The organism is Oceanobacillus saliphilus, from assembly GCF_023522835.1.
GTDB classification, from domain to species: domain Bacteria; phylum Bacillota; class Bacilli; order Bacillales; family Amphibacillaceae; genus Oceanobacillus; species Oceanobacillus saliphilus.
Map to the genome: position 1 here is coordinate 162,156 of NZ_JALCZU010000009.1, position 21,198 is coordinate 183,353.

General features: G+C 37.7%; 24 protein-coding genes. 1 reads left to right on the top strand and 23 read right to left on the bottom strand.

Features of this window, described 5'->3' with window-relative positions:
• The first annotated feature begins 37 nt into the window (after positions 1-37).
• Entirely contained in the window at positions 38-1,384 is a 1,347-nt protein-coding gene (locus MN204_RS15315) for an aspartate kinase (RefSeq protein ID WP_249871950.1), read from the top strand.
• 153 nt (positions 1,385-1,537) lie between these two features.
• Here the strand turns inward: MN204_RS15315 and spo0A are convergent, their stop codons facing one another.
• From spo0A to MN204_RS15430, 23 genes are all read right to left on the bottom strand, one after another.
• Positions 1,538-2,317: a sporulation transcription factor Spo0A gene (gene spo0A / locus MN204_RS15320; protein WP_249871951.1), complete on the bottom strand. Its 780-nt coding sequence runs from the start codon at positions 2,315-2,317 to the stop codon at positions 1,538-1,540.
• Positions 2,318-2,580: 263 nt separating this feature from the next.
• Complete coding sequence (gene spoIVB / locus MN204_RS15325) at positions 2,581-3,822, bottom strand: SpoIVB peptidase (RefSeq protein ID WP_249871952.1); 1,242 nt, start codon at positions 3,820-3,822, stop codon at positions 2,581-2,583.
• Positions 3,823-4,074: 252 nt separating this feature from the next.
• On the bottom strand, positions 4,075-5,775 hold the full coding sequence (gene recN / locus MN204_RS15330) for a DNA repair protein RecN (RefSeq protein ID WP_249871953.1): 1,701 nt from the start codon (positions 5,773-5,775) through the stop codon (positions 4,075-4,077).
• Positions 5,776-5,824: 49 nt separating this feature from the next.
• Positions 5,825-6,274, bottom strand: coding sequence for a transcriptional regulator AhrC/ArgR (gene ahrC / locus MN204_RS15335; RefSeq protein ID WP_249871954.1), 450 nt, complete (start codon positions 6,272-6,274; stop codon positions 5,825-5,827).
• 48 nt (positions 6,275-6,322) lie between these two features.
• Complete coding sequence (locus MN204_RS15340; protein ID WP_249871955.1) at positions 6,323-7,150, bottom strand: TlyA family RNA methyltransferase; 828 nt, start codon at positions 7,148-7,150, stop codon at positions 6,323-6,325.
• 212 nt (positions 7,151-7,362) lie between these two features.
• Positions 7,363-8,250 carry a polyprenyl synthetase family protein gene (locus MN204_RS15345; protein ID WP_249871956.1) on the bottom strand — a complete coding sequence of 296 codons (888 nt, stop codon included), beginning with the start codon at positions 8,248-8,250 and terminating at the stop codon, positions 7,363-7,365.
• A gap of 2 nt (positions 8,251-8,252) precedes the next feature.
• Positions 8,253-8,483, bottom strand: a complete 231-nt coding sequence (locus tag MN204_RS15350) for an exodeoxyribonuclease VII small subunit (RefSeq protein WP_249871957.1) — start codon at positions 8,481-8,483, stop codon at positions 8,253-8,255.
• A complete protein-coding gene (xseA, locus tag MN204_RS15355; RefSeq protein WP_249871958.1) occupies positions 8,483-9,829 on the bottom strand; it encodes an exodeoxyribonuclease VII large subunit in 1,347 nt (448 codons plus the stop codon). Before xseA ends, MN204_RS15350 begins: the two co-directional genes overlap by 1 nt.
• Positions 9,822-10,679, bottom strand: a complete 858-nt coding sequence (gene folD, locus MN204_RS15360) for a bifunctional methylenetetrahydrofolate dehydrogenase/methenyltetrahydrofolate cyclohydrolase FolD (protein WP_249871959.1) — start codon at positions 10,677-10,679, stop codon at positions 9,822-9,824. Before folD ends, xseA begins: the two co-directional genes overlap by 8 nt.
• Before the next feature lie 14 nt (positions 10,680-10,693).
• Positions 10,694-11,074: a transcription antitermination factor NusB gene (gene nusB / locus MN204_RS15365; RefSeq protein WP_249872004.1), complete on the bottom strand. Its 381-nt coding sequence runs from the start codon at positions 11,072-11,074 to the stop codon at positions 10,694-10,696.
• Positions 11,075-11,368: 294 nt separating this feature from the next.
• Positions 11,369-11,764, bottom strand: a complete 396-nt coding sequence (locus MN204_RS15370) for an Asp23/Gls24 family envelope stress response protein (protein WP_249871960.1) — start codon at positions 11,762-11,764, stop codon at positions 11,369-11,371.
• A gap of 29 nt (positions 11,765-11,793) precedes the next feature.
• Entirely contained in the window at positions 11,794-13,149 is a 1,356-nt protein-coding gene (accC, locus tag MN204_RS15375) for an acetyl-CoA carboxylase biotin carboxylase subunit (RefSeq protein ID WP_249871961.1), read from the bottom strand.
• A 13-nt stretch (positions 13,150-13,162) separates the two neighbouring features.
• On the bottom strand, positions 13,163-13,657 hold the full coding sequence (gene accB / locus MN204_RS15380) for an acetyl-CoA carboxylase biotin carboxyl carrier protein (RefSeq protein WP_249871962.1): 495 nt from the start codon (positions 13,655-13,657) through the stop codon (positions 13,163-13,165).
• 355 nt (positions 13,658-14,012) lie between these two features.
• Positions 14,013-14,564 carry a SpoIIIAH-like family protein gene (locus tag MN204_RS15385; RefSeq protein ID WP_249871963.1) on the bottom strand — a complete coding sequence of 184 codons (552 nt, stop codon included), beginning with the start codon at positions 14,562-14,564 and terminating at the stop codon, positions 14,013-14,015.
• Positions 14,565-14,576: 12 nt separating this feature from the next.
• Positions 14,577-15,206, bottom strand: a complete 630-nt coding sequence (spoIIIAG, locus tag MN204_RS15390; RefSeq protein WP_249871964.1) for a stage III sporulation protein AG — start codon at positions 15,204-15,206, stop codon at positions 14,577-14,579.
• The gene (spoIIIAF, locus tag MN204_RS15395; RefSeq protein WP_249871965.1) at positions 15,203-15,820 is read right to left on the bottom strand and encodes a stage III sporulation protein AF; all 618 of its coding nucleotides are present in this window, start codon (positions 15,818-15,820) and stop codon (positions 15,203-15,205) included. Before spoIIIAF ends, spoIIIAG begins: the two co-directional genes overlap by 4 nt.
• Before the next feature lie 12 nt (positions 15,821-15,832).
• A complete protein-coding gene (gene spoIIIAE / locus MN204_RS15400; protein ID WP_249871966.1) occupies positions 15,833-17,014 on the bottom strand; it encodes a stage III sporulation protein AE in 1,182 nt (393 codons plus the stop codon).
• A gap of 51 nt (positions 17,015-17,065) precedes the next feature.
• On the bottom strand, positions 17,066-17,458 hold the full coding sequence (gene spoIIIAD, locus MN204_RS15405; protein ID WP_249871967.1) for a stage III sporulation protein AD: 393 nt from the start codon (positions 17,456-17,458) through the stop codon (positions 17,066-17,068).
• A gap of 13 nt (positions 17,459-17,471) precedes the next feature.
• A complete protein-coding gene (spoIIIAC, locus tag MN204_RS15410; RefSeq protein ID WP_067728093.1) occupies positions 17,472-17,672 on the bottom strand; it encodes a stage III sporulation protein AC in 201 nt (66 codons plus the stop codon).
• A gap of 98 nt (positions 17,673-17,770) precedes the next feature.
• A complete protein-coding gene (gene spoIIIAB, locus MN204_RS15415) occupies positions 17,771-18,283 on the bottom strand; it encodes a stage III sporulation protein SpoIIIAB (RefSeq protein WP_249871968.1) in 513 nt (170 codons plus the stop codon).
• On the bottom strand, positions 18,228-19,208 hold the full coding sequence (gene spoIIIAA, locus MN204_RS15420) for a stage III sporulation protein AA (protein WP_249871969.1): 981 nt from the start codon (positions 19,206-19,208) through the stop codon (positions 18,228-18,230). Before spoIIIAA ends, spoIIIAB begins: the two co-directional genes overlap by 56 nt.
• 261 nt (positions 19,209-19,469) lie before the next feature.
• The gene (gene efp, locus MN204_RS15425) at positions 19,470-20,030 is read right to left on the bottom strand and encodes an elongation factor P (RefSeq protein ID WP_249871970.1); all 561 of its coding nucleotides are present in this window, start codon (positions 20,028-20,030) and stop codon (positions 19,470-19,472) included.
• 26 nt (positions 20,031-20,056) lie between these two features.
• Entirely contained in the window at positions 20,057-21,118 is a 1,062-nt protein-coding gene (locus MN204_RS15430; RefSeq protein ID WP_249871971.1) for a M24 family metallopeptidase, read from the bottom strand.
• Positions 21,119-21,198: the final 80 nt, after the last annotated feature.

The window sequence follows — 21,198 nt, forward strand, 5'->3', positions numbered from 1 at the left end:
ATTAGTAAAAAATTAAGTGTTTCAGGGGGATTCTGTAATGAAAGTAGCAAAATTTGGGGGAAGTTCAGTAGCAAATGCAACGCAGTTGATAAAAGTAGGGAACATCATTAAAAGTGACCCCAACAGAAAATTTGTCGTTGTTTCCGCTCCTGGTAAACGATTTAGCGACGATATTAAGATGACAGACATGCTTATTGAGCTCGGTACAGCGTACATGAATGGAGCGACATATGAAGAAAATCTAATTGCTGTTTTGAATCGTTTCTCTGAAATCATTGAAGACTTGAAAGTTGATGATTCAGTGTATACTGAAATCGAAACAGATATTAAATCGGCTTTGGCAGTTGAAGGTTCACCGGAAAATAAAATGGATGCCATTAAAGCAATCGGTGAAAATAGCTCAGCTAAAATACTTAGTGCTTACCTAAATACACTAGGCATAGAAGCATCCTATGTTAATCCTAAAGAAGCCGGTATAATTGTCAGCGATGAACCGGGAAATGCCAGAATATTACCGGAAAGCTTCGATAAAATATATACCCTTCGTGAAAAGGAGGGTGTTCTTGTCATCCCAGGTTTCTTTGGCTATTCGAAGGAAGGAAAATTAGTTACATTCTCCAGAGGTGGTTCTGATATTACTGGTTCTATTATCGCTGCAGGAATAAAAGCGGAAATGTATGAAAATTTTACAGATGTCGACTCCGTTTACACTGTAAATCCCACTATTGTCAAAAATCCTAAAGAGATAACTACCCTGACATATAAAGAAATGCGTGAACTGTCCTACGCTGGGTTTTCAGTATTTCATGATGAAGCACTAATTCCGGCATTTAGGGAAAAGATACCTGTATGCATTAAGAACACAAATAATCCGGAAGCCCGAGGTACACTCATCGTCGCAGAAAAGGAAGCAAGTGAAAAATGTGTTGTTGGAATTGCGAGTGATACTGGTTTTTGCAGTTTGTATGTAAGCAAATATTTAATGAACCGTGAAATTGGGTTTGGACGTAAATTATTGAATATTTTTGAAGATGAAGGTATTTCATTTGAACACGCCCCATCCGGAATCGATGACATGTCGGTAATATTTAGGGACAGTAAATTTACTGCAGAAAAAGAAAATACCGTTGTAAATCGTATAAAAGAAGAATTACATGTCGACACAGTGAGTATTCATAGAGATATAGCAGTAATCATGGTTGTAGGTGAAGGTCTTGTAAATACCATCGGAGTGGCAGGAAAAGCTACATCTGCATTCGAAAAAGCCAATGTTAACATTGAAATGATCAATCAAGGTTCTTCTGAGGTTTCCATGATGTTCGGTATTCAAGCCTCTGATATTAATGATGCAATTCAGTCACTTTATACTGCTTTCTTTGAATAATCGGCAGGAACAGAAAGAAGCGTAAGCGCCTTTTAATCACCCCTACTAAGGTCAGGCGCTAAGCAACACTGTTTTTTGTACGACTCATGAACTGGTGTATCATCCATAAAAAAGAAAAAATATTACCGTAAGAAGGTAATATTTTTTCTTTTTTTAACTCACTCTATGTTCGAGACGTAATCGGTCTGCTACCATTGCGATGAATTCGGAATTTGTAGGTTTTGCTTTGGAAATATTGATCGTATAACCGAATAAAGCCGATATCGAATCGATGTTTCCTCTGCTCCAGGCTACTTCGATGGCATGACGAATTGCTCTCTCCACTCTAGAAGCTGTCGTATTAAACTTTTTGGCTATATCCGGATAAAGTACTTTCGTGATGGACCCGAGCAGTTCTATATCATTATAGACCATTGTAATTGCTTCCCTTAAATACATGTATCCTTTAATATGAGCGGGAACTCCAATCTCATGAATAATATTGGTAATATTGGCTTCCAAGTCCTGCTTTTTTCTTTCCACCTTTGATGATTTGCTCATATTCGGGCTAATGGAAGTTGCTCCCTGTACCTGCCTTACTTGATCAGCCAAATTATCCATATCAAATGGTTTTAAAATGAAATAGGAAGCTCCGAGGTCAACAGCTTTTTTCATAACCTCTTCCTGACCAAAAGCAGTAAGCATAATAACATGTGGCTTATTCTTTTTTCCCATTGTTCTCAATGTATTTAAAACCGCAAGTCCATCAATATGCGGCATGATAATATCTAATATTAAAACATCTGGATCTCTCTGCTCAAGCATGGATATGCAATCCCTGCCATTATAAGCTGTACCTATAACCTCAATATCATCCTGTTCCTCGAAATACTCCCCCATCAACTGAATCAATTCTCTGTTATCATCAACTAAGCATACTGATATTTTATCCAAAATACGTTTCCTCCCCTTTGTGCTGGTATCCTATTTACATATTCTACAAAAAGTGAAAATATCCTCTTTTTATTTAAAAAACATTAAAAAAATTTAGATATTCTTCATTATCTTCCACTTTCCTCCTATTTACGATAGTATTCGATAATAAAAAAATCGTTTTGTCGAATTTTATTTTACTATAATTTTATTATAACAAATATTTTAACAATTGCTACTAAAAAAATGCTTGTAATGGATATTTTTTCCACTACAAGCATGATTCAAGCTGCTTCTTTATCATTTGATCGTTTTGATATAATTCCTGCATCCTGCAGCATCCATTCGATGTGGACGCCATAGCCTGAAGTCGGATCATTTACAAACACATGTGTTACCGCTCCAATCACTTTTCCGTTTTGTATAATCGGGCTGCCGCTCATACCTTGAACAATGCCGCCGGTACTCTGCAATAATTTTGGATCTGTAATCTGGATTACCATACCTTTGGTTGCTGGAAATTTTTGGGGTATGTTGCTTACGATCTCAATGTCAAATTCTTCAATTTTTTCATCTTCGACAACAGTAAGAATTTTTGCGGGTCCTTCTTTTACTTCATGTGATAATGCAACAGGCAATGGTTTGTTAACTTTTTCATTTTTTATGGATTCTTCAAGTTTACCGAATATTCCATATGGTGTGTTCTTCGTAATTGTTCCTATTTTATCCTGATCAACAGAAAATTTTGCCTGCTTCTCACCGGGCACACCGTTATTGCCTTTTTCGATGGACGTAACGGAAGAATTTACGATTGTCCCATTATTTATTTCAATTGGCTTTTTCGTATCCATATCCGATATGATATGTCCTAAAGCCCCATATTTTTTGGATTTTGGTTCATAGAACGTCATCGTTCCGATACCAGCAGCAGAGTCACGTATATATAATCCAATTTTATATTCCTTTTCTTTTTCATCGAGTACAGGTTGAAGGGAAGTGTTTAATGTTTCTTCACCTCGTTTAATTGTTAAATCCATTTTACTATGATTTTGGCCTGCTTTTTTCACGTATGATTTGATATCACTCATCCCGTTTATTGGCTCGCCATTGATTTTTAGTATCACGTCGCCAACATTTACCTTGGCTTCTTCACCAGGGGAAGAGACTCCTGCATCACCATTAACAAGATGGTGTCCAACAACTAATACTCCAAGCGTACTTAATTTTACACCAATTGATTGTCCTCCGGGAATTACTCGAATTTCGCTTAAATCTGTCGTACGGCTAACTTTTCTCATGGGAAGAACGGATGCCTGACTAACTTGATGACTTACTGTTTCACTACTTATTCTGTCCTCATTTGTTGGATTTGTACTATTTGTCTGATTCTGAAATGCTGTAATTTCATTTCCATAAACAAAACTTATCTGTCCTGCTCCAACGTTATATATTGAAGATGCGAATAGAATAATCAAAAGGATACTGCATAGTGAAACTGTAAGATTTTTTATTTTTTTATCTTTCACTCGAATCACGCTCCTTCTCCCAACCCACAACATACCTCAATTCTGTACTCCTAATTTGACCTGGATAGGTACAAAATAAACTGGAGAAACATATGATATATGTGTAACATTACCTGTCACTTTTTTTGCAAACCAAGTATAAGTGTATACATGCATGTACCTGTCTAAGATTGAGTTGATAAAATTGCTAAAAAAGGAAAATAAAAAAACCGGATACTATATTTTCCGGTTTTTAACGAATTTTATCCCTTATTAATTTGTTTTAAATGCAGAAGCAAGTGTCAGCATTTCTTTAGCGTGGTTTTTTGCCGTTTCCGTCAACTTTGTACCAGTAATCATTCTGCTCAATTCTTCAATTTGTTCTACGTCGGTCAATTCCTTCACATTTGTTGAGGTTCGATGATTCTTTTCATTTTTTTGGATAAATTTATGTGTATCAGCCATCGCTGCAACTTGCGGTAAATGTGTGATACACAACACTTGTGAATCATTGGAAATTTGATAAATCTTTTCAGCAATGGCTTGTGCAACACGACCACTTACACCTGTATCAACTTCATCGAAAATAACACTCGTAATTCCTAGATGCTTGGAAAATATTCTTTTCAGAGCAAGCATTATTCTGGAAAGTTCCCCACCTGACGCTACTTTTGCTAATTCTTTTAACGGTTCACCAGTGTTTGTTGAAATGAGGAACTTGATTTGATCAAAACCGTTTTTATGAAGCTTTGGTTTAGACTGTATTTCATCTTCAAGAAATTTTATGGAAAAAGAAGCCTTTTCTAAATACAGTCCTTTAAGTTCACTGTAAATTTCTTTTGTTAATGACACAGCTGCTTTTTTTCGGATATCATGAAGTTGCTTTGCCTCCAAAAATGCATCTTTTTCTGTTTCTTCGATTTGCTGAAGTAATGAAGACAGGTGGGAATCCTTATTTGTAATTTGCTCCATCTCTTCTTCTATTTTAGCCATATACGCAATAATATCATTTACCGTGCTTCCATATTTTTTCTTTAAGCGGTTTATTTCATCCAGTCTGGATTCTATTTCGTTCAAACGCTCCGGGTCAAATTGAAGTGCATCAATTTGACTTCTCAGTTCATACGTTAATTCTTCTAGGGAAAAATAATGATTGGATATTTCCTCGGATTTATCGGCTATAAATTCGTCATATTTACTGTTATCCTGTAAAGTAGTTTGAGCTTGACTTAACCATTCCAGTCCTTTTTGCTCACCGTACAAAGCGGTGTATGCGTCCTGAAGCGCCGAATGTACACGTTCAAAATTTGCAAGTGAGTTTCGCTCATTCTCGAGTAGTTCATCTTCATTCGGTGACAGGTTCGCCTGTTCAAGTTCGTTCATCTGAAACTCAAGCAAATCGAGTCGGTGAGCCATTTCCTGTTCGTTATCATTCAGCTTCTGATATCTTTTTTTCAACGTATCCAGTTTTTTATAAAGTTGCGTATATTCTTCTTTAGCCTTGGATATCAATTTAGGCTCATACATGTCTAAGAAGTCAAGGTGGTTTTCAGAATTCATTAATGACTGTGTTTCATGCTGACTATGGATATCAATTAATGTTTTCCCGAACTCCCTCAATATAGCAAGGGTAACCAGTTTGCTGTTCACTCTGCATATACTTTTACCTGATGCCGTTATGGTGCGTTGAAGCACTACTTGTTCATCGTAAATTTCAATCCCATATTGTTTTCCGACTATATAGATTGGATGGTCTTTCCTGTCAATGATGAATAGACCTTCAATCTCAGCTTTTTTGGCTTCATGTCTGACAAATTCTACTGACCCTCTACCACCTGCCAACAACTGGATAGCGTCAATGATGATGGACTTTCCTGCACCTGTTTCTCCCGTTAATACCGTAAGACCTTCATGAAATGTGATAGAAATTTCATCAATAATTGCAAAATCCCGAATAGATATTTCTGTAAGCACAGTTATTCATCACCCCAACAATAAAAAGATAGTATTCACATGTCATTCATTAAAGCATACCAATTAATCGATTTTTAATTCCTTCAGCCTGTTCTGGTGTTCTGCAAATAATCAAGCATGTATCATCTCCACAAATCGTTCCCATTATTTCCTCCCAATCAAGGTTATCGATAAGAACTCCAACCGCATGTGCATTACCGGGTAACGTTCTCAAAACAATAAAATGACTGGCATGCTCAATTTTAACAAAGGCATCAACGATTAGACGCTTTAACTTTTCAAGAGGATTAAAGCGTTGGTCGGCAGGCAGACTGTATTTATATTGCCCTGCTACTGTAGGGACTTTTACAAGCTGTAGCTCTTTTATATCTCTGGAAACAGTCGCTTGTGTCACGTTGTAGCCAAGGGATTTTAACAAATCTACAAGATCATCCTGGGTTTCAATGACATGTTCCGTAATTAATTCACGAATTTTAATATGGCGTTGCATTTTACTCATGATACACCTCTTTATATTTTAACCTATCATTTAAGACGCATGGTATTCCTATGTGGAAGAATATAACAAATGATGAGCTTCGTTTACCGTTTGCTCAATCAGCGTTTGATGAGGCTCATCATTGGAAATCGAAACAGCCTTTTCCCAACCCAAATGCGCAAGAAATTCAATATTTCCTTCTCCACCTGTTATAGGTGAAAAGGTCAGGTTAATTAACTTATATCCCTCTTTTTCAGCAAATGCAATTATTTTGGTTAAAACTTCCATATGAATCGTTTTATCTCTCACAATTCCTTTATTTCCCACTTGTTCTTTTTTCGCTTCGAATTGTGGCTTAATCAGCATAATGACATCACTGTTTAATGATAATAGCACTTTAAGTACTGGTAAAATTAATTTTAGAGAAATGAATGATACATCGATGGATGCCAAATCCGGTTGTCCTTTTTTTAGCATATCCGGGGTAACATGACGGAAATTTGTGCGCTCCATGACTACGACTCGCTCATCATTCCTTAGTTTCCAGTCCAGTTGGTTATAGCCCACATCAATCGCATAGCTTAAACGTACACCATGCTGTAGGGCACAATCCGTAAAGCCGCCAGTTGACGAACCAATATCGATAAATATTCGATCTGTTGCAGAAATGCTGAAGTGTTTCAGGGCCTTTTCAAGCTTTAACCCTCCCCTTCCGACATATGGAATCGTTTTTCCTTTAACGGTCAAATGGGAATTTTCTTCTACTTTCATTCCGGGCTTATCGAGCCTTACCTGTTCTGAAAAAACCAATCCTGCCATGATGATGCGTTTTGCTTTATCAATGTTTTCAACTAATTCTTTTTCGACTAATAATTCATCCAGGCGCTTTTTACTCATTTGAAATATCCTTTTCTAAGAACTTTTTTATAAGAGAAGAGAAAGTATAAATTTTTAGCTGTAATAATTCATTAACAGCCACGTCAACTCGTTCCTAGAAACTACCGTCGTAATCAAGGAATTCAAAAAGCAGCAATCGAATCACGTTTTTTGAGTTCCTTGTTTATGTGTTAAGTTTCTAGGCAGCACCTCTGCTTTTGTTCTTTGGCGATTTAATAATCCCTGTTGCTGAAGTAGTCTGTTAGAGCCATTAAATTAGAATCCGATGCACCTGCTTTTTCCAAAGCCTGTTTAGCCAGCTCTACATATTTCTCCTTTTGCACAATAGCTCCTTCAAGACCTAATAATTTCGGATAAGTGCTTTTCATATTGCCTTCATCACTTCCGACAGGTTTTCCCAATTTTTCCTGTTCTCCCGTAACATCCAGGATATCGTCCTGAACTTGAAAAATCAATCCAAGATAATATGCAAACTCTTTTAAGTAGTCAAGCTGTACATCCGTTGCATCACCTAAATATGCTCCCGTATAAATAGCAAATTTAAGCAGTTCACCTGTTTTCAATGCATGAATTTGTTCCATTTCACTGAGTGAAACGGGGTTATCTTCTGCTTCCATATCAAGAATTTGTCCGCCAACCATTCCCTTTGGCCCACTGCAGAAAGCAAGCATGTTAATAATAGTTACTTTTTCACTATCAGTTAGCAAAGGGTCATTGGCTATAATTTCAAAGCTGTATGTCAGTAAAGCATCACCTGCCAAGATAGCTGTTGCCTCGTTAAATACTTTATGATTGGTTAGTTTGCCTCTACGGTAATCATCATCATCCATTGCGGGTAAATCATCATGTATTAAAGAATACGTATGGATCATTTCAAGTGCAATGGCAGACGAAAGGACTTTTTGGATATTGTTAGTGGCATATGCCTCAAAGCTTGCAATTAATAGAACCGGCCGAAGCCTTTTGCCCCCTGCATCCAAAGAATAAAGCATCGATTTTTTCAGTTGATCTGGTACATCGAGAATCTCTAGATAGCGATTGTATTCCTTATGAACAATTTCTCTGTATTTATTTATATAGTCAAAGAGGTTAGCATTCATCTTTATTCTTCCTCCTGAATATCAAATGGCTGCAAATCACCTTGCTCATTCATAATCTGCGTCATCTTTTCCTGGACATTTTTTAGTTTGTCTCCACAAATTTTAGAAAGGTTCATACCTTCCTGATAAAAGTTAATCGCTTTTTCAAGAGGTACATCGCCCTCTTCAAGCTTGGATACGATCGTTTCCAGTTTTTCCATTGCTTCTTCAAAAGAAATATCTTCATGTTTCATTAAGTAGCATCCTCCTCAATCGTTAAGACCCGACAACTTAAATTTCCATCACTTAAATTAACGGTTATGACATCATCATGCTTTACCTTTTTGACGGTTTTAATTATTTCTCCATCTTGTGTATATGGCAATGCAAATCCACGTTTCATTATTTCCAATGGATTTACCAATGTTAATTTATCCATGTTATTTTCCAGTCTAACGGCATTTCGTTCTATAATTTGTGCCATGGAATTGTTTTGCTGTTTAACTGATTTGTAGAGATTACTTTTCGCTTGTTCCAGCTGTTTGGCGGGATGCTGGGAAGTCAGCCTTCTAAAAAGATGTGTAAAATTAGATTCGTTTTCTTGATTTCTTTTTATAATTCCTCTTTCTAGTTTTTCCACATAGCTGTCCAGTTCCAGTTCTTTTTGCCTTACTAATTGTTCCGGATACCGAAATGCATAGGATTGTAATATCCGAGCAAGATAATGTTTATTATTGCCGATTTCTCTATTGATATCTCTAGTGAGTGTTTTCCTGATTGTATTGATTTTATCACGTAACTCCAGTTGAGAAGGGACAGCAAGTTCTGCCGCCCCGGTAGGTGTCGGAGCACGCAAATCAGCAGTGAAATCACTTATTGTACTATCTGTCTCATGGCCCACAGCTGATATAACTGGTATTTCTGAGTCAAAAATCGCTCTTGCCACTATTTCTTCGTTGAAACTCCAAAGTTCTTCAATGGACCCACCGCCACGCCCAATAATGAGTGTATCAAAAAGGTTTTTATCATTGGCGCTTTCTATTGCATTTTTTATGGACACTGCAGCATGTGGACCTTGTACGAGAACCGGGATGACAGTGACAGAAACAACGGGGTATCTTCTTTTGATTGTTGTTATGATATCCCTCACAGCAGCGCCAGTTGGAGAAGTAATAACACCGATATGCTCTGGATATGCTGGTATTTGCTTCTTGTGAATCTCATCGAAGAGACCTTCACTATGTAATTTTTCTTTCAATTGTTCAAAGGCAAGATATAATGCACCAATGCCATCCGGTTCCATCTGTTGAATATAAAGCTGGTATTGACCATGTGCTTCATATACACTTATTTCTCCTTTTATCAGTACATTCATGCCATTCTCAGGCCTGAATTTCATGTTCCTGTTATTACCCGCAAACATAACTGCCTGCACCTTTGCCTGATTGTCTTTGATGGTCATATACATATGACCACGACTATGGTGTTTGAAATTGGAAATTTCACCCCGTAGCCAAATGTTCTTCAAATGTGGATCCATGTCTACTTTCCGTTTCATATACTTTGTCAGTGCAGTAACCGTTAAATAGTTATCATTCAATAGTAGACAGTCCTTTAGCAGCCTTGATCGTATTTTTGAGAAGCATTGTAATCGTCATCGGTCCAACACCTCTGGGAACCGGAGTAATATAAGAAGCTTTCTCTTTTGCACTTTCGAAATCCACATCTCCTGTTAACGTACCATCTGCTTGCCGGTTAATACCGACGTCAATTACTACGGCACCATTCTTAATGTAATCAGCCGTGATGGCATGAGCTTTACCAATGGCCGCAACAAGAATATCGGCAGTTGCTGCAAGTTCCTTCAAGTTCTTTGTTTTTGAATGGCAATAGGTGACTGTTGCATTTTCATTCAACAGCAGTTGACCAACAGGTTTACCGACAATATTACTGCGACCAATTATAACGGCATGCTTTCCTTCTATTTCAATATTTTTGGATTTTAGCATCGTGATTATCCCGTATGGGGTGCACGGCAGAAATGTGTCCTCTCCCGTCATCATCTTTCCTATGTTGCTAGGGTGAAAACCATCTACGTCTTTATCTGGATGAATCGTTTCAATGACCTGTTGTTCACTAATCTGCTTTGGAAGTGGAAGCTGTACGAGGATTCCATGTACAGACTCATCTGTATTCAGGTCTTTAATGATTTGAAGCAGTTCAGCTTCCGAAGTTGATTCCGGTAATTCGATTAAAGAGGAAGAAATACCGGTTTCCGCAGCAGCTTTCTCTTTCCCTTTAACATAGGATTTCGATGCGGGATTTTCGCCTACAAGGACAACCGTCAAATGTGGTGTTAATCCTTGTTGCTTCAATTCTTGAACTTCTCCCTTCATTTCCTGCTTAAGTACAGCGGATAATTCTTTCCCGTTAATAAGTTGTGCTGTCATTATTAATGTCTCCTTTATGCCAATATCTTTGATAATACACCATTAATGAATTTGCCTGATTTATCGTCGCCATATGTATTTCCTAATTCGACTGCTTCGTTAATAGATACATTATTAGGAATGTCTTCCAAGTAACGTAATTCATAAGTAGCTATTCTAAGGATGGTTCTTTCCACGGAAGCGATTCGATTTAATGTCCAATTTTCAAGATTCTCCGAAATAATGGAATCAAGCTTTTCTTTATGCTCGGTAACTCCTTCAACAAGCATTTTCAAAAAATCGTCGCTTTTCTCAGTCTCGAGAAAAGCTTCGATAGCCTGTTGAGGATCATTATCATTTATATCCAGCTGGAAAAGTATTTGAAATGCTTTTTCTCTTGCAAGATGTCGTTTCATCATTCATAAACTCCTTTTATGTACCAATAATATTCTCTTTCAAATAATAACATGATTGAAGAGCCTTTGCTAGGCAGGCAGGTATAAACTTACCACCTTGCATAAGTGCAAGGAAGGCTGTCACCGAAAGGTTTGGTGACAACCAAGTTTTCTAAAGATATAAGAAAGTATAAAATTTTGGCAGCAATTAGTTCTTACACCTAAAGGGCAATATAAAGAACAGGCGGACTGAACGAAGCGGAAACAAACGAATAAAGCACAGGTCGGGTAATTCCGGCCTGTGCAGCTTAATTTTTACTCTTCAGCTTCTGAGTATTCTTTTCCTTCCATGTGAATGCCGACCACATGAACATTTACTTCCTGCAATGCTATGGCTGTCATCGTTTCTAGCGTCTGTCTGATATTAGATTGGAGTTCCTGTGCAACTTGTGGAATGGAGACACCAAAATTTAAAATGACATAGATGTCTATCGCAACTCCGTCATCAGTTAGTTCTACTTTTACACCTTTACTGTGAGCTTTCTTACCTAAGCGTTCTGCTACACCAGATGCAAAATTACCTCTCATCGCATAAAGACCTTCTACTTCTGTAGCAGAGATACCAGCAATAACCTCTATAACTTCAGGTGCAATCTCTACTCTTCCTAAAGCAGTGTTATCACTTACTTCCAGTATTGGTTGTTCACTCATGCTAAATCACCCCTTCTACTGTTACTTCACTACTCTTTTTCAAGTATTGGATTGTTTTCCAGGAAATTGGTGTTAAAGTCCCCTTGCAAAAATACATCGTGATCCATAATTAAATGATGGAACGGTATCGTAGTATGGACTCCTTCAACAACAAATTCATCCAGTGCACGTTTCATACGCTTAATTGCTTCTTCCCTAGTTGGGGCATACGTAATCAGTTTTGCTATCATGGAATCATAATAAGGAGGTATTTTATAGCCGGAATAGACTGCAGAATCCACTCTCACGCCAAAACCACCAGGAGGGAGATACATTTGAATTTCTCCTGCAGAGGGCATAAAGTTTTTAAATGGATTTTCTGCATTGATTCTGCATTCAATCGACCATCCATTAAATTCAATATCCTCCTGCTTAAAGGAGAGTTCATCCCCATTTGCAATTCGTATTTGTTCTTTAATTAAGTCAATTCCAGTCACCATTTCTGTTACAGGATGTTCAACCTGTATACGTGTGTTCATTTCCATGAAATAGAATTCTTTGCTCTTTCTATCAAATATGAACTCTATTGTACCTGCACCCACATAGTTCACTGCCTTGGCCGCATTAACGGAAGCTGCACCCATTTTCTCACGAATCTCAGGTGTCAATGCAGGAGAAGGTGTTTCTTCGATAAGTTTTTGTAATCTTCGTTGGATCGTACAATCTCTTTCCCCAAGATGCACGGTATTGCCAAATGTATCTGCCAATACTTGGATTTCAACATGGCGAAAATCTTCAATAAATTTTTCAATGTAAACGCCAGGATTACCAAAGGCGGTTTCTGCTTCTTTTTGGGTTACCCGGATACCGTTAATTAAATCGTCTTCAGATCGTGCGACACGGATTCCTTTACCGCCACCGCCTGCAGTCGCTTTAATAATTACAGGATATCCAATTCCATTGGCAACTTCAATCGCCTGCTTCTCGTTTTCAATGATACCGTCAGAGCCAGGTACGATCGGGACATTTGCTTCTTTCATTGTCTCTCTGGCTACATCTTTTATTCCCATTTTTTGGATTGCTTCAGGAGTCGGACCGACAAAAATAATATTGCAGGCTTTACATAGTTCAGCGAAGTCTGCGTTTTCAGCCAGGAATCCATACCCTGGATGAATGGCATCGACTTCGGTCAATGTAGCGACACTTATTATATTTGCGAAGTTCAGATAGCTATCTTTACTTAGCTTGGGTCCAATACAGTATGCTTCATCTGCCAATTGAACATGCAATGACTCTTTGTCTGCCTCTGAGTAGACTGCCACAGTCTCAATATCGAGTTCTTTACATGCTCGTATGATGCGGACTGCAATTTCTCCCCTGTTAGCAATTAATAACTTTTCAATCAATTGCTTCATCCCCTTATTTTTTCTTAACTCTAAATAATGGTTGTCCGTATTCAACCAGTTGGCCATTTTCAGCTAATATTTCGACAATTTCACCGGATACTTCGGCTTCAATTTCATTAAATAATTTCATTGCTTCAACAATACACACAACGGTATCTGGTTTAACAGAACTTCCAGTTGAAACGTACGGATCATTTTCAGGTGATGAAGCTGTATAAAATGTTCCTACCATAGGGGAAACAATTTCATAATCATAATCAGCATTGCTTGTTGTTTCATTAGCAGGCACTGATTCACTAGGATCAGATTCCACTGGAATTTGCGCTTGAGGCTTTTCCTCGGCTACCCTTACTTGTTGATTTGCTGCTGGCTGTGCGCTAACAGTTGCTGTTCCAGCAGATTCTTTTTTCAGCGAAACGCTAGTCCCGTTCGTTTCATAGGTAAATTCGGTTATGCTTGATTGGTCAATCAATTTTATTATCTCCCGTATTTCCTGTACTTTTAACATTTGTGACACCCCTCTTATAATCAATACTTATCACTGATAGGTTAGAACTTATCATCATATTTAATATTAGGTACTAATAACACCTGTTAACAGTTTACGATAAAGGAATACTAAACATCAAGTCTACATCTTTATTTTTATAATTTGGAATATTATTTGTACCTTCATTATAGCAGTATTGATTTTACAATGCGAATGCCACTTAATGTGTATGAAAAAATCCAGACGTTATAACGTCTGGATTTTTTCATACACAATATATTCTCTTAAAAGGTTGGAAAGGATATGTTTCTCGTTTTAATTATTTTTATCATTAAGCAGCGACGCCCGGTGAAAGGATTACCCCTTCGAAGTCTTACTCTCCAGTTGGTTGAAAGTTTACTTCAGCAGTGATTTCTCCAAATTCATCTCTTACCATTTGCATGATATTCACTACTTCTGTTTCTGAAAGTTGATCAGCCTTTACATGAACATGTACTTTACTACCATCAGATCTGACGAGTACATCTTGAAAGCCGGTCGCACCAATAATTTGCTCTTCAAGAATGGTTTCCTTTGTAGATAACTCATCCAATACATCAATATCTCTTAATGCCTGCTCCTTCTCATCTGTATTGGCAGATGCGGATGCCACGATGTCGGTCAATCGGCCTTTTTTCATACTTCGCTCATCCTGAATCTCCATCCTGATGGTTGTAAATAATTCATCTTTACCAAGATTTGATATATTATTTACTTCGGTTTCGTCAGACTCCTCTATACCTTGAGTGGAAGTTTGTTCTGTGGTTGCCTGTCCATCATCAAGGTAAGCTAAATCTTCACTTGTCGGGGAAATTATATAATAGACACTTAACACAATCATTAAACTCAACATCGTTAAAAGCCAAACCGTTTGTTTTTTCAACATGAAAACTCCTCCTTAGTTTTTTGGCATTACAGAGATTTTATGGGTTGGAACATCGAGTAAGCGCGATACTGACTCCACAATCTGATTTTTAAGTGTGGGATTGTCTGCGCCTTTTGCAACTACAAAAACCCCTCTGACTTCCGGCTGCTTCGTTTGTACCAGTAAAGGAACCTCCTGGTCTCCCTTACGAACAAGAACAACTTGATTTTCTTCCGTATGGTCCTCAATTTTTCTTGTACCACCATTTCTGTCTGTCTCGTCAGTTGTCTGCTGTCCCCTCATCAAGTTCTTTTCATAAATATTGGCACTGGTTGCATCAAGATTTATCATTACCTCCGCCTCGGACAATCCCTGTATTTTATTAAGCATCCCTGAAAGTTGTTGCGCCAAGCTGTCCTCCAGTTCACTTATATCAGAAGCAGATTGCTCTGCTGAATTTTCAGTCTGTAATGAATTCTCGACTTCATTTTGAGACTGCATAATTATTTCGGGTTCTTCTTCTGACGAGAAGATATTACTGATAATAATCAAGAATACTCCTGTCAGGCCTAAAATAATAAGATACCCCAATTTTTTGGATGGAGTTTTGTCTCCTCCATCTTCTTTTTTTGGTCGAAAGAACTGATCCAATTTATTTTTCAAGATGTCCCTCCCTCCCAATAAATAGATACTTTCTTATCTGTCAGCTCCCATACATCCATTAGCAATACTTCTATTCCATTTGTATCTCTTGCAGGTTTTTCCTGATGATCACTGGAATTAATTACGACATCTTCAACTGTGTTCACCGCTCCCTCCCCATGTTGCGCTTCATTTATATAAACAATGACTTCTGCAAGCTCCTCAAAGGAGATATTATCAGGGTCATGGAATTTAAAATCCATCGTTCTGATTTCAACCTGATATTCTTCCTTCAAGGGGTCCTCGGCTAAATTTTCCAATTGGACAGCCATTTGTTCTAAAATATATGCATGTTGACTGTCCTGTATTTCTTTTTTTTGAAATTCGATCTGATTTTCTATGGAACTATCCGATTTATATTCCTGTTCAATCTGGTTAATTGACGTCTCAATCGTCTTTTCAATATCTGTATTGAAGAGATAAAAAATTGGCTTAAGCAGAATCAATAGTAAAATTAATCCAACAACCAGTTTAATATATTTCTTCATTGAATCTGCAGGGATCAATAAATCGATAATTGCAGCAATAACAATAAATAATATAATCTGGGTTACCCATTGTATAATGACATCCATCGATTTCTCTCCCTATCTCAGCAAGATTGTTATATTACTGGCAGAAATGATGATTACGATAGCCAATAAAAACATTAAAGACACAGCAAGCAGAGATGCAAGGATATATAATATGTAATTGCTGATTGTATTCAAAGCTGTTATTACAGGGCCACCACCGATTGGCTGCAGGATGGCGGCAGCCAATTTATAGATTAATGCAATAGCAGCTATTTTAATAGCAGGAAATACGACAATTAACAGTATAATCAATAAACCAGCCATCCCCACTGCGTTTTTAAGAACCAATGAAGCGCTAAGAATCGTGTCGGCCGCGTCCGTAAAGGTTCTTCCCACTACAGGGATAAAATTTCCCGTTATGAATTTCGCCGTTTTCATGGCGATGCCATCCTGTATGGCTGCTGCTGTTCCTTGTACCGAAATGACACCAAGGAATAAGGTGAGGAATACACCAAGCGTTCCCAGACCTACTGATTTAAATAAATTTGCCAAATGTGTAACTTTATAGTTATCATTCATACTGCTGACAATCAGCAGTAAGGCGGACAGAAATAATAATGGCAGGATAAATGTAGAAACGAGAATTCCACTGAAATTGATGAGAAAAATAATAATCGGATGGAAAAATGAGACAGATATGACATTTCCAAATGTTGCCATTAACCCCAGAACCAATGGCAGCAGTGCAATCATAAAACCCTTCATCGCATCGATTGCGTCCTGTGTATAGGAAGCAGCCAAATAAAAACTGTTAAGCGCTATGAAAATAAGCACCAGGTAAACAACAAAATAAGCAATCTTACTTACAGCACTTTGCTCGAATGCCGTATGCATCGTCTGCAAAACAACCGAAAATAATGTAAGCATCAATAAAGTTCCTAGTAGCTTTCCATTGAGAATAAGCTCATGAAATAGGTAATCTATAAATCCAATTGAAATATTTTTAAGTGAAAATGAGTCCTGGCTTTTAATAAATTCATTAATTGTTATTTTTTCTAGATCAGGTAAAAAGCCTCCATAATCACTGACAAGCTCGTCCCAATACTGACTGACTCCGTCCAGTGAAATATCCTGTAGTATCGCTTCCTCAATTTCACGTTCATCGCTGGCTGTAGATGCATTGATGACAGATTGGCCATTCAGTAAGAATATAAATACAAGCAGAAATATAAGAGCTTTCTTATTTGATTTCATCCACCCCGATTGCTCCCTTCAGCCAATACAAAGAAAATAGTGTAGATTATGCTAAACACTCGGCAGAAAGCTGACTATAGCTTCTATGACGGCAGTTATGATAGGTACTGCCAACAGCAGAATAAATATCTTACCAGCAAGTTCTATATATTTTGCAACAGAACTAAGGCCCGCATCCTTCGTAAGATTGGCAGCTAATTCAGCGATATACGAAATTCCAATAATCTTCAGAATCGTTTCCATGTAAAGTCCTTCAATATTTGCCTTTTGTCCCAAAGTCTGTATCATTTCAAAAATAATGCTTATCTGTTGGATAATAGCAAGAAAAATAATAATGCCTGTAATTAAAATCAAATAAAAAGCAAATGACTTGTTGATGTCTTTTAAAACGATATATAAAATACTGGCTATTATGCCTAAAATAGCAATCTGCAGGATATCCATATATTTTTAGCTCCTAGAACAGAAATACCGATTTAATTTGCTGAAAAAGGTCAGAAAGCCCATTTATTACGATAACCAGCACAATAATGAAGCCAATCAATGTTGCAAACTGAGCGATTTCCTCCTTGCCCATCTGCTTTAAAATCGTATGAATCATTGCCACGATTATCCCTATTCCAGCAATCTGGAAAAGAATGGATGCATCTGTAAACATGAATCTGCTCCTTCCCCTTGTCCAAAGACAGCGCTAGCAACATATACACTTTTTATATTTTAAAACTTGTATATGACGTTTCGATCATCAAAATATTTTTAGATGAGTAGCAATACAATAAATATCCCACTTAATACGCCCAAACTTTTTGCCATCTTCCCATATTTAAGTTTGTTGTCAATTGCATCTTCGAGTTCTCTGTCCAAATGGACGATTGCCAGGTGTATGTGCTTCTGTTGCTGATGAATATCATGTTGACCAAGTGTTCTGCCGAATTGCTTCAGTATTTCATATTCGGATTCTTTCAGGGTGGAATTCTTTATCAGGTCATCCACTTTTATTTCCCATAGTCGGAAAAAGTCAATTTGTTCTTCATTCATTTCATTTCCGAGTCCTGTAAAAAAGGTTTTTAAAGGATCCGGAATTTTCTTCGAGATTGATAAGAATGCTTCTTTCAACGGTGCCTGACTATAAACGATTTCAGCCTCCAATATTTGTAATGCGCTCTTCAATTGTCGAATATGCTTTGGTCTATTTGTAAGTCGATTACTCCATTCAAATCCTACCAAAGTGGCTGTGCCTATTAAAAGTAGCGCTCCAATCCACTTCATCTTCCTTACACCTCGATTTCTGAAACAGTTCATTTTCATTGTTATCCAATATCTTTCCAACTTGCCCGGGTCTTTGTTGTTTCCTATCCAAAAAAATAAAGCGTTCAAAAATCCTATGTTCAAACACGGGTTTTAATGAAGGACGACGTTTTAATTCCTCCATATCGCTGCCATGTATGGTACAAATTATCGTTACCCCCGTGTTGACAGCTTCCAGTAGAGCTTCAATATCTTTCTTATTTCCTATCTCATCAACAACCATTACTTCTGGAGACATGGACCTGATCAGCATCATCATCCCATCAGCTTTCGGACAGCCATCCATTACATCTGTTCGTAATCCTAAATTATGCTGGGGAATCCCTTTTATGGAAGCACCTATTTCAGATCTTTCATCAACAACTGCAACTTTTTTTGCTTCTATTTTTTCAGTTCCATTAGCAATCAATCGGGTTAAGTCTCTGATCAGCGTTGTTTTTCCTGCTTGCGGTGGGCCAATAATCAGGCTGTTCAAGTATTCTCCCTTGAATAGATGTCGGAGGATGGATGATGCGGATCCAATTTTTTCTTTTGCGATACGAATATTAAAAAAAGTAATATTCTGTATTGCTTTGACCCTGCTGTTTGAAGTAATTACTTTGCCGGCAATTCCTACTCTATGACCGCCTTCAATCGTTATATAACCCTCTCTTAATTCATCTTCCATCCTATATAATGAAAACTCACTAAGCTGGTTAATTAAGTAAATGCCTTCATCATTTCCTGGAACTGTTGATTTCAGCCATTCTGTCCTGTCATCAAAAATCAGCTCTACAGGACGATGCAAACGTATCCGTATTTCCTGTAAGAATTGCCATCTATCATCGATTTTCACTCTTACAGCCTGCCTCATTTCACTTGGAAACAATCGCATAATCTCGTCCATTTTGATTCCTCACTTTTTAGAAGTAGCTTTATAGTAAATGTATGTTCAAATGGTTAATTTATGACCTTCTTGTAAGTAAGAAATTCTATCGATTGGTATGTACATGAGAAATGGCTGATCATTCCACTGAAGAAGCGGAGAAGTAGAAGAAAAGGGAAGGATGGGAACGTACATACACATTCCTTTTGGTTGTCTATTCTTTATACGTCCACACAAAAAAACAGCCCTACCATATAGGACTGTTCCTGTTATTACATTCAATTATTGAGCTCTTGAAACATATTTCCCGTCTGACGTATTGATGATCAATACATCACCCTGATTGATGAAGAATGGTACTTGTACCGTATGACCTGTTTCGAGTGTCGCTGGTTTTGATCCACCACTTGCCGTATCACCTTTAATCCCTGGTTCGGTTGCCACTACTTCCAACTCTACGTTATTCGGAAGATCAACACCTAGTATTTCACCTTCGTAGCTAATTACTGATACTTCCATATTTTCTTTGATGAACTTCAGCTGCTGTTCTATTTGACTGCTTTGAAGTTCAATCTGTTCATAGGTATTCGTATCCATAAATGCATGCGTATCTCCAGAAGCATACAGATATTGCATTTTCTTGTTTTCAATATGTGCTTTGCTAACTTTTTCCCCACCACGGAATGTTTTTTCCTGGATGTTCCCACTCCGTAAATTGCGGAGTTTTGAACGGACAAATGCAGCACCTTTACCAGGTTTTACGTGTTGGAATTCCAATACTTGCCAGATGTCTTTGTCCACTTCAATCGTCAAACCAGTTTTAAAATCGTTAACTGAGATCATTCTAATTCCTCCCTATGTAGAAATGCTTAAAGTTGTATCAATTCTTTCGGAGCAAAGGTCAAACGTTCATTCCCACTATCTGTTATTACGATATCGTCTTCTATTCTGCAGCCGCCAAGACCGTTAACATAAATACCAGGCTCTACGGTAACCACCATGCCTGTTTCCAGAATTTTATTGGAACGAGTGGATAATCCAGGTCCTTCATGCACTTCCAAGCCTAATCCGTGACCAGTGGAATGGCCGAAGTTTTTCCCGTAGCCTTTTTCCGTAATATAGTCCCTTGTCAATGCATCAGCCTCAATACCAGTCATTCCCGGTTTAATCCCGTTCACTCCACGAAGATTTGCCTCTAATACTATATCATAGATTTCCCTTAATTCGCTCGAAATTTCTCCGACAGCAACAGTTCTTGTAATATCTGAGCAATAGCCTTCGTACAGTGCACCGAAATCAAGTGTAACCAGTTCACCGCTCTGAATTTCTTTCTCAGATGCAACACCATGTGGAAATGCTGAACGGAAGCCGGATGCAACAATCGTATCGAAACTCGAAGATACCGCTCCGTTTCTGCGCATAAAGAATTCAAGTTCGTTTGAAATATCTATCTCTTTAACACCAGGCTTCAGGAATGACTGAATATGTTCAAACGCATCGTCTGCGATTTTTGCTGCTTTTTTCATTATATTCAGTTCATCCGTTGTTTTAATCATCCGGATTTCTTCAACTAATCCACTTACAGGTTTGAGATCAACATCAAAATTCTTCGTATAGGTTTCAAACTGAGAATAAGTCACATAGTCTTTTTCAAAACCAAGCCGTTTAATTCCCATTTCTCTTAACTGATCAGCAATCTCATGTTCTATCAGTTGTTTATGTTCAATAACAGTAAAATTTTTCGCTTGGTCTGCGGCCTGCTCCGTATACCTGAAGTCAGTGATGAACTTTGCATCCTTATCGGAAATTAAAGCAACTCCCGCTGTTCCTGTAAAACCTGTTACATATCTTCTATTGATAGGGCTAGCTATAAGTATTGCATCAAGTGAATTTAATTCAAGGCTATTTCTCAACTTTTTAAGTTTCTCCATTTAATGGTCATCTCCCTCTCCAACGTTGACAATTTCTCTTATTTTCTGTGTCTAAGTGTATCATAAATGAAGAAAATTGA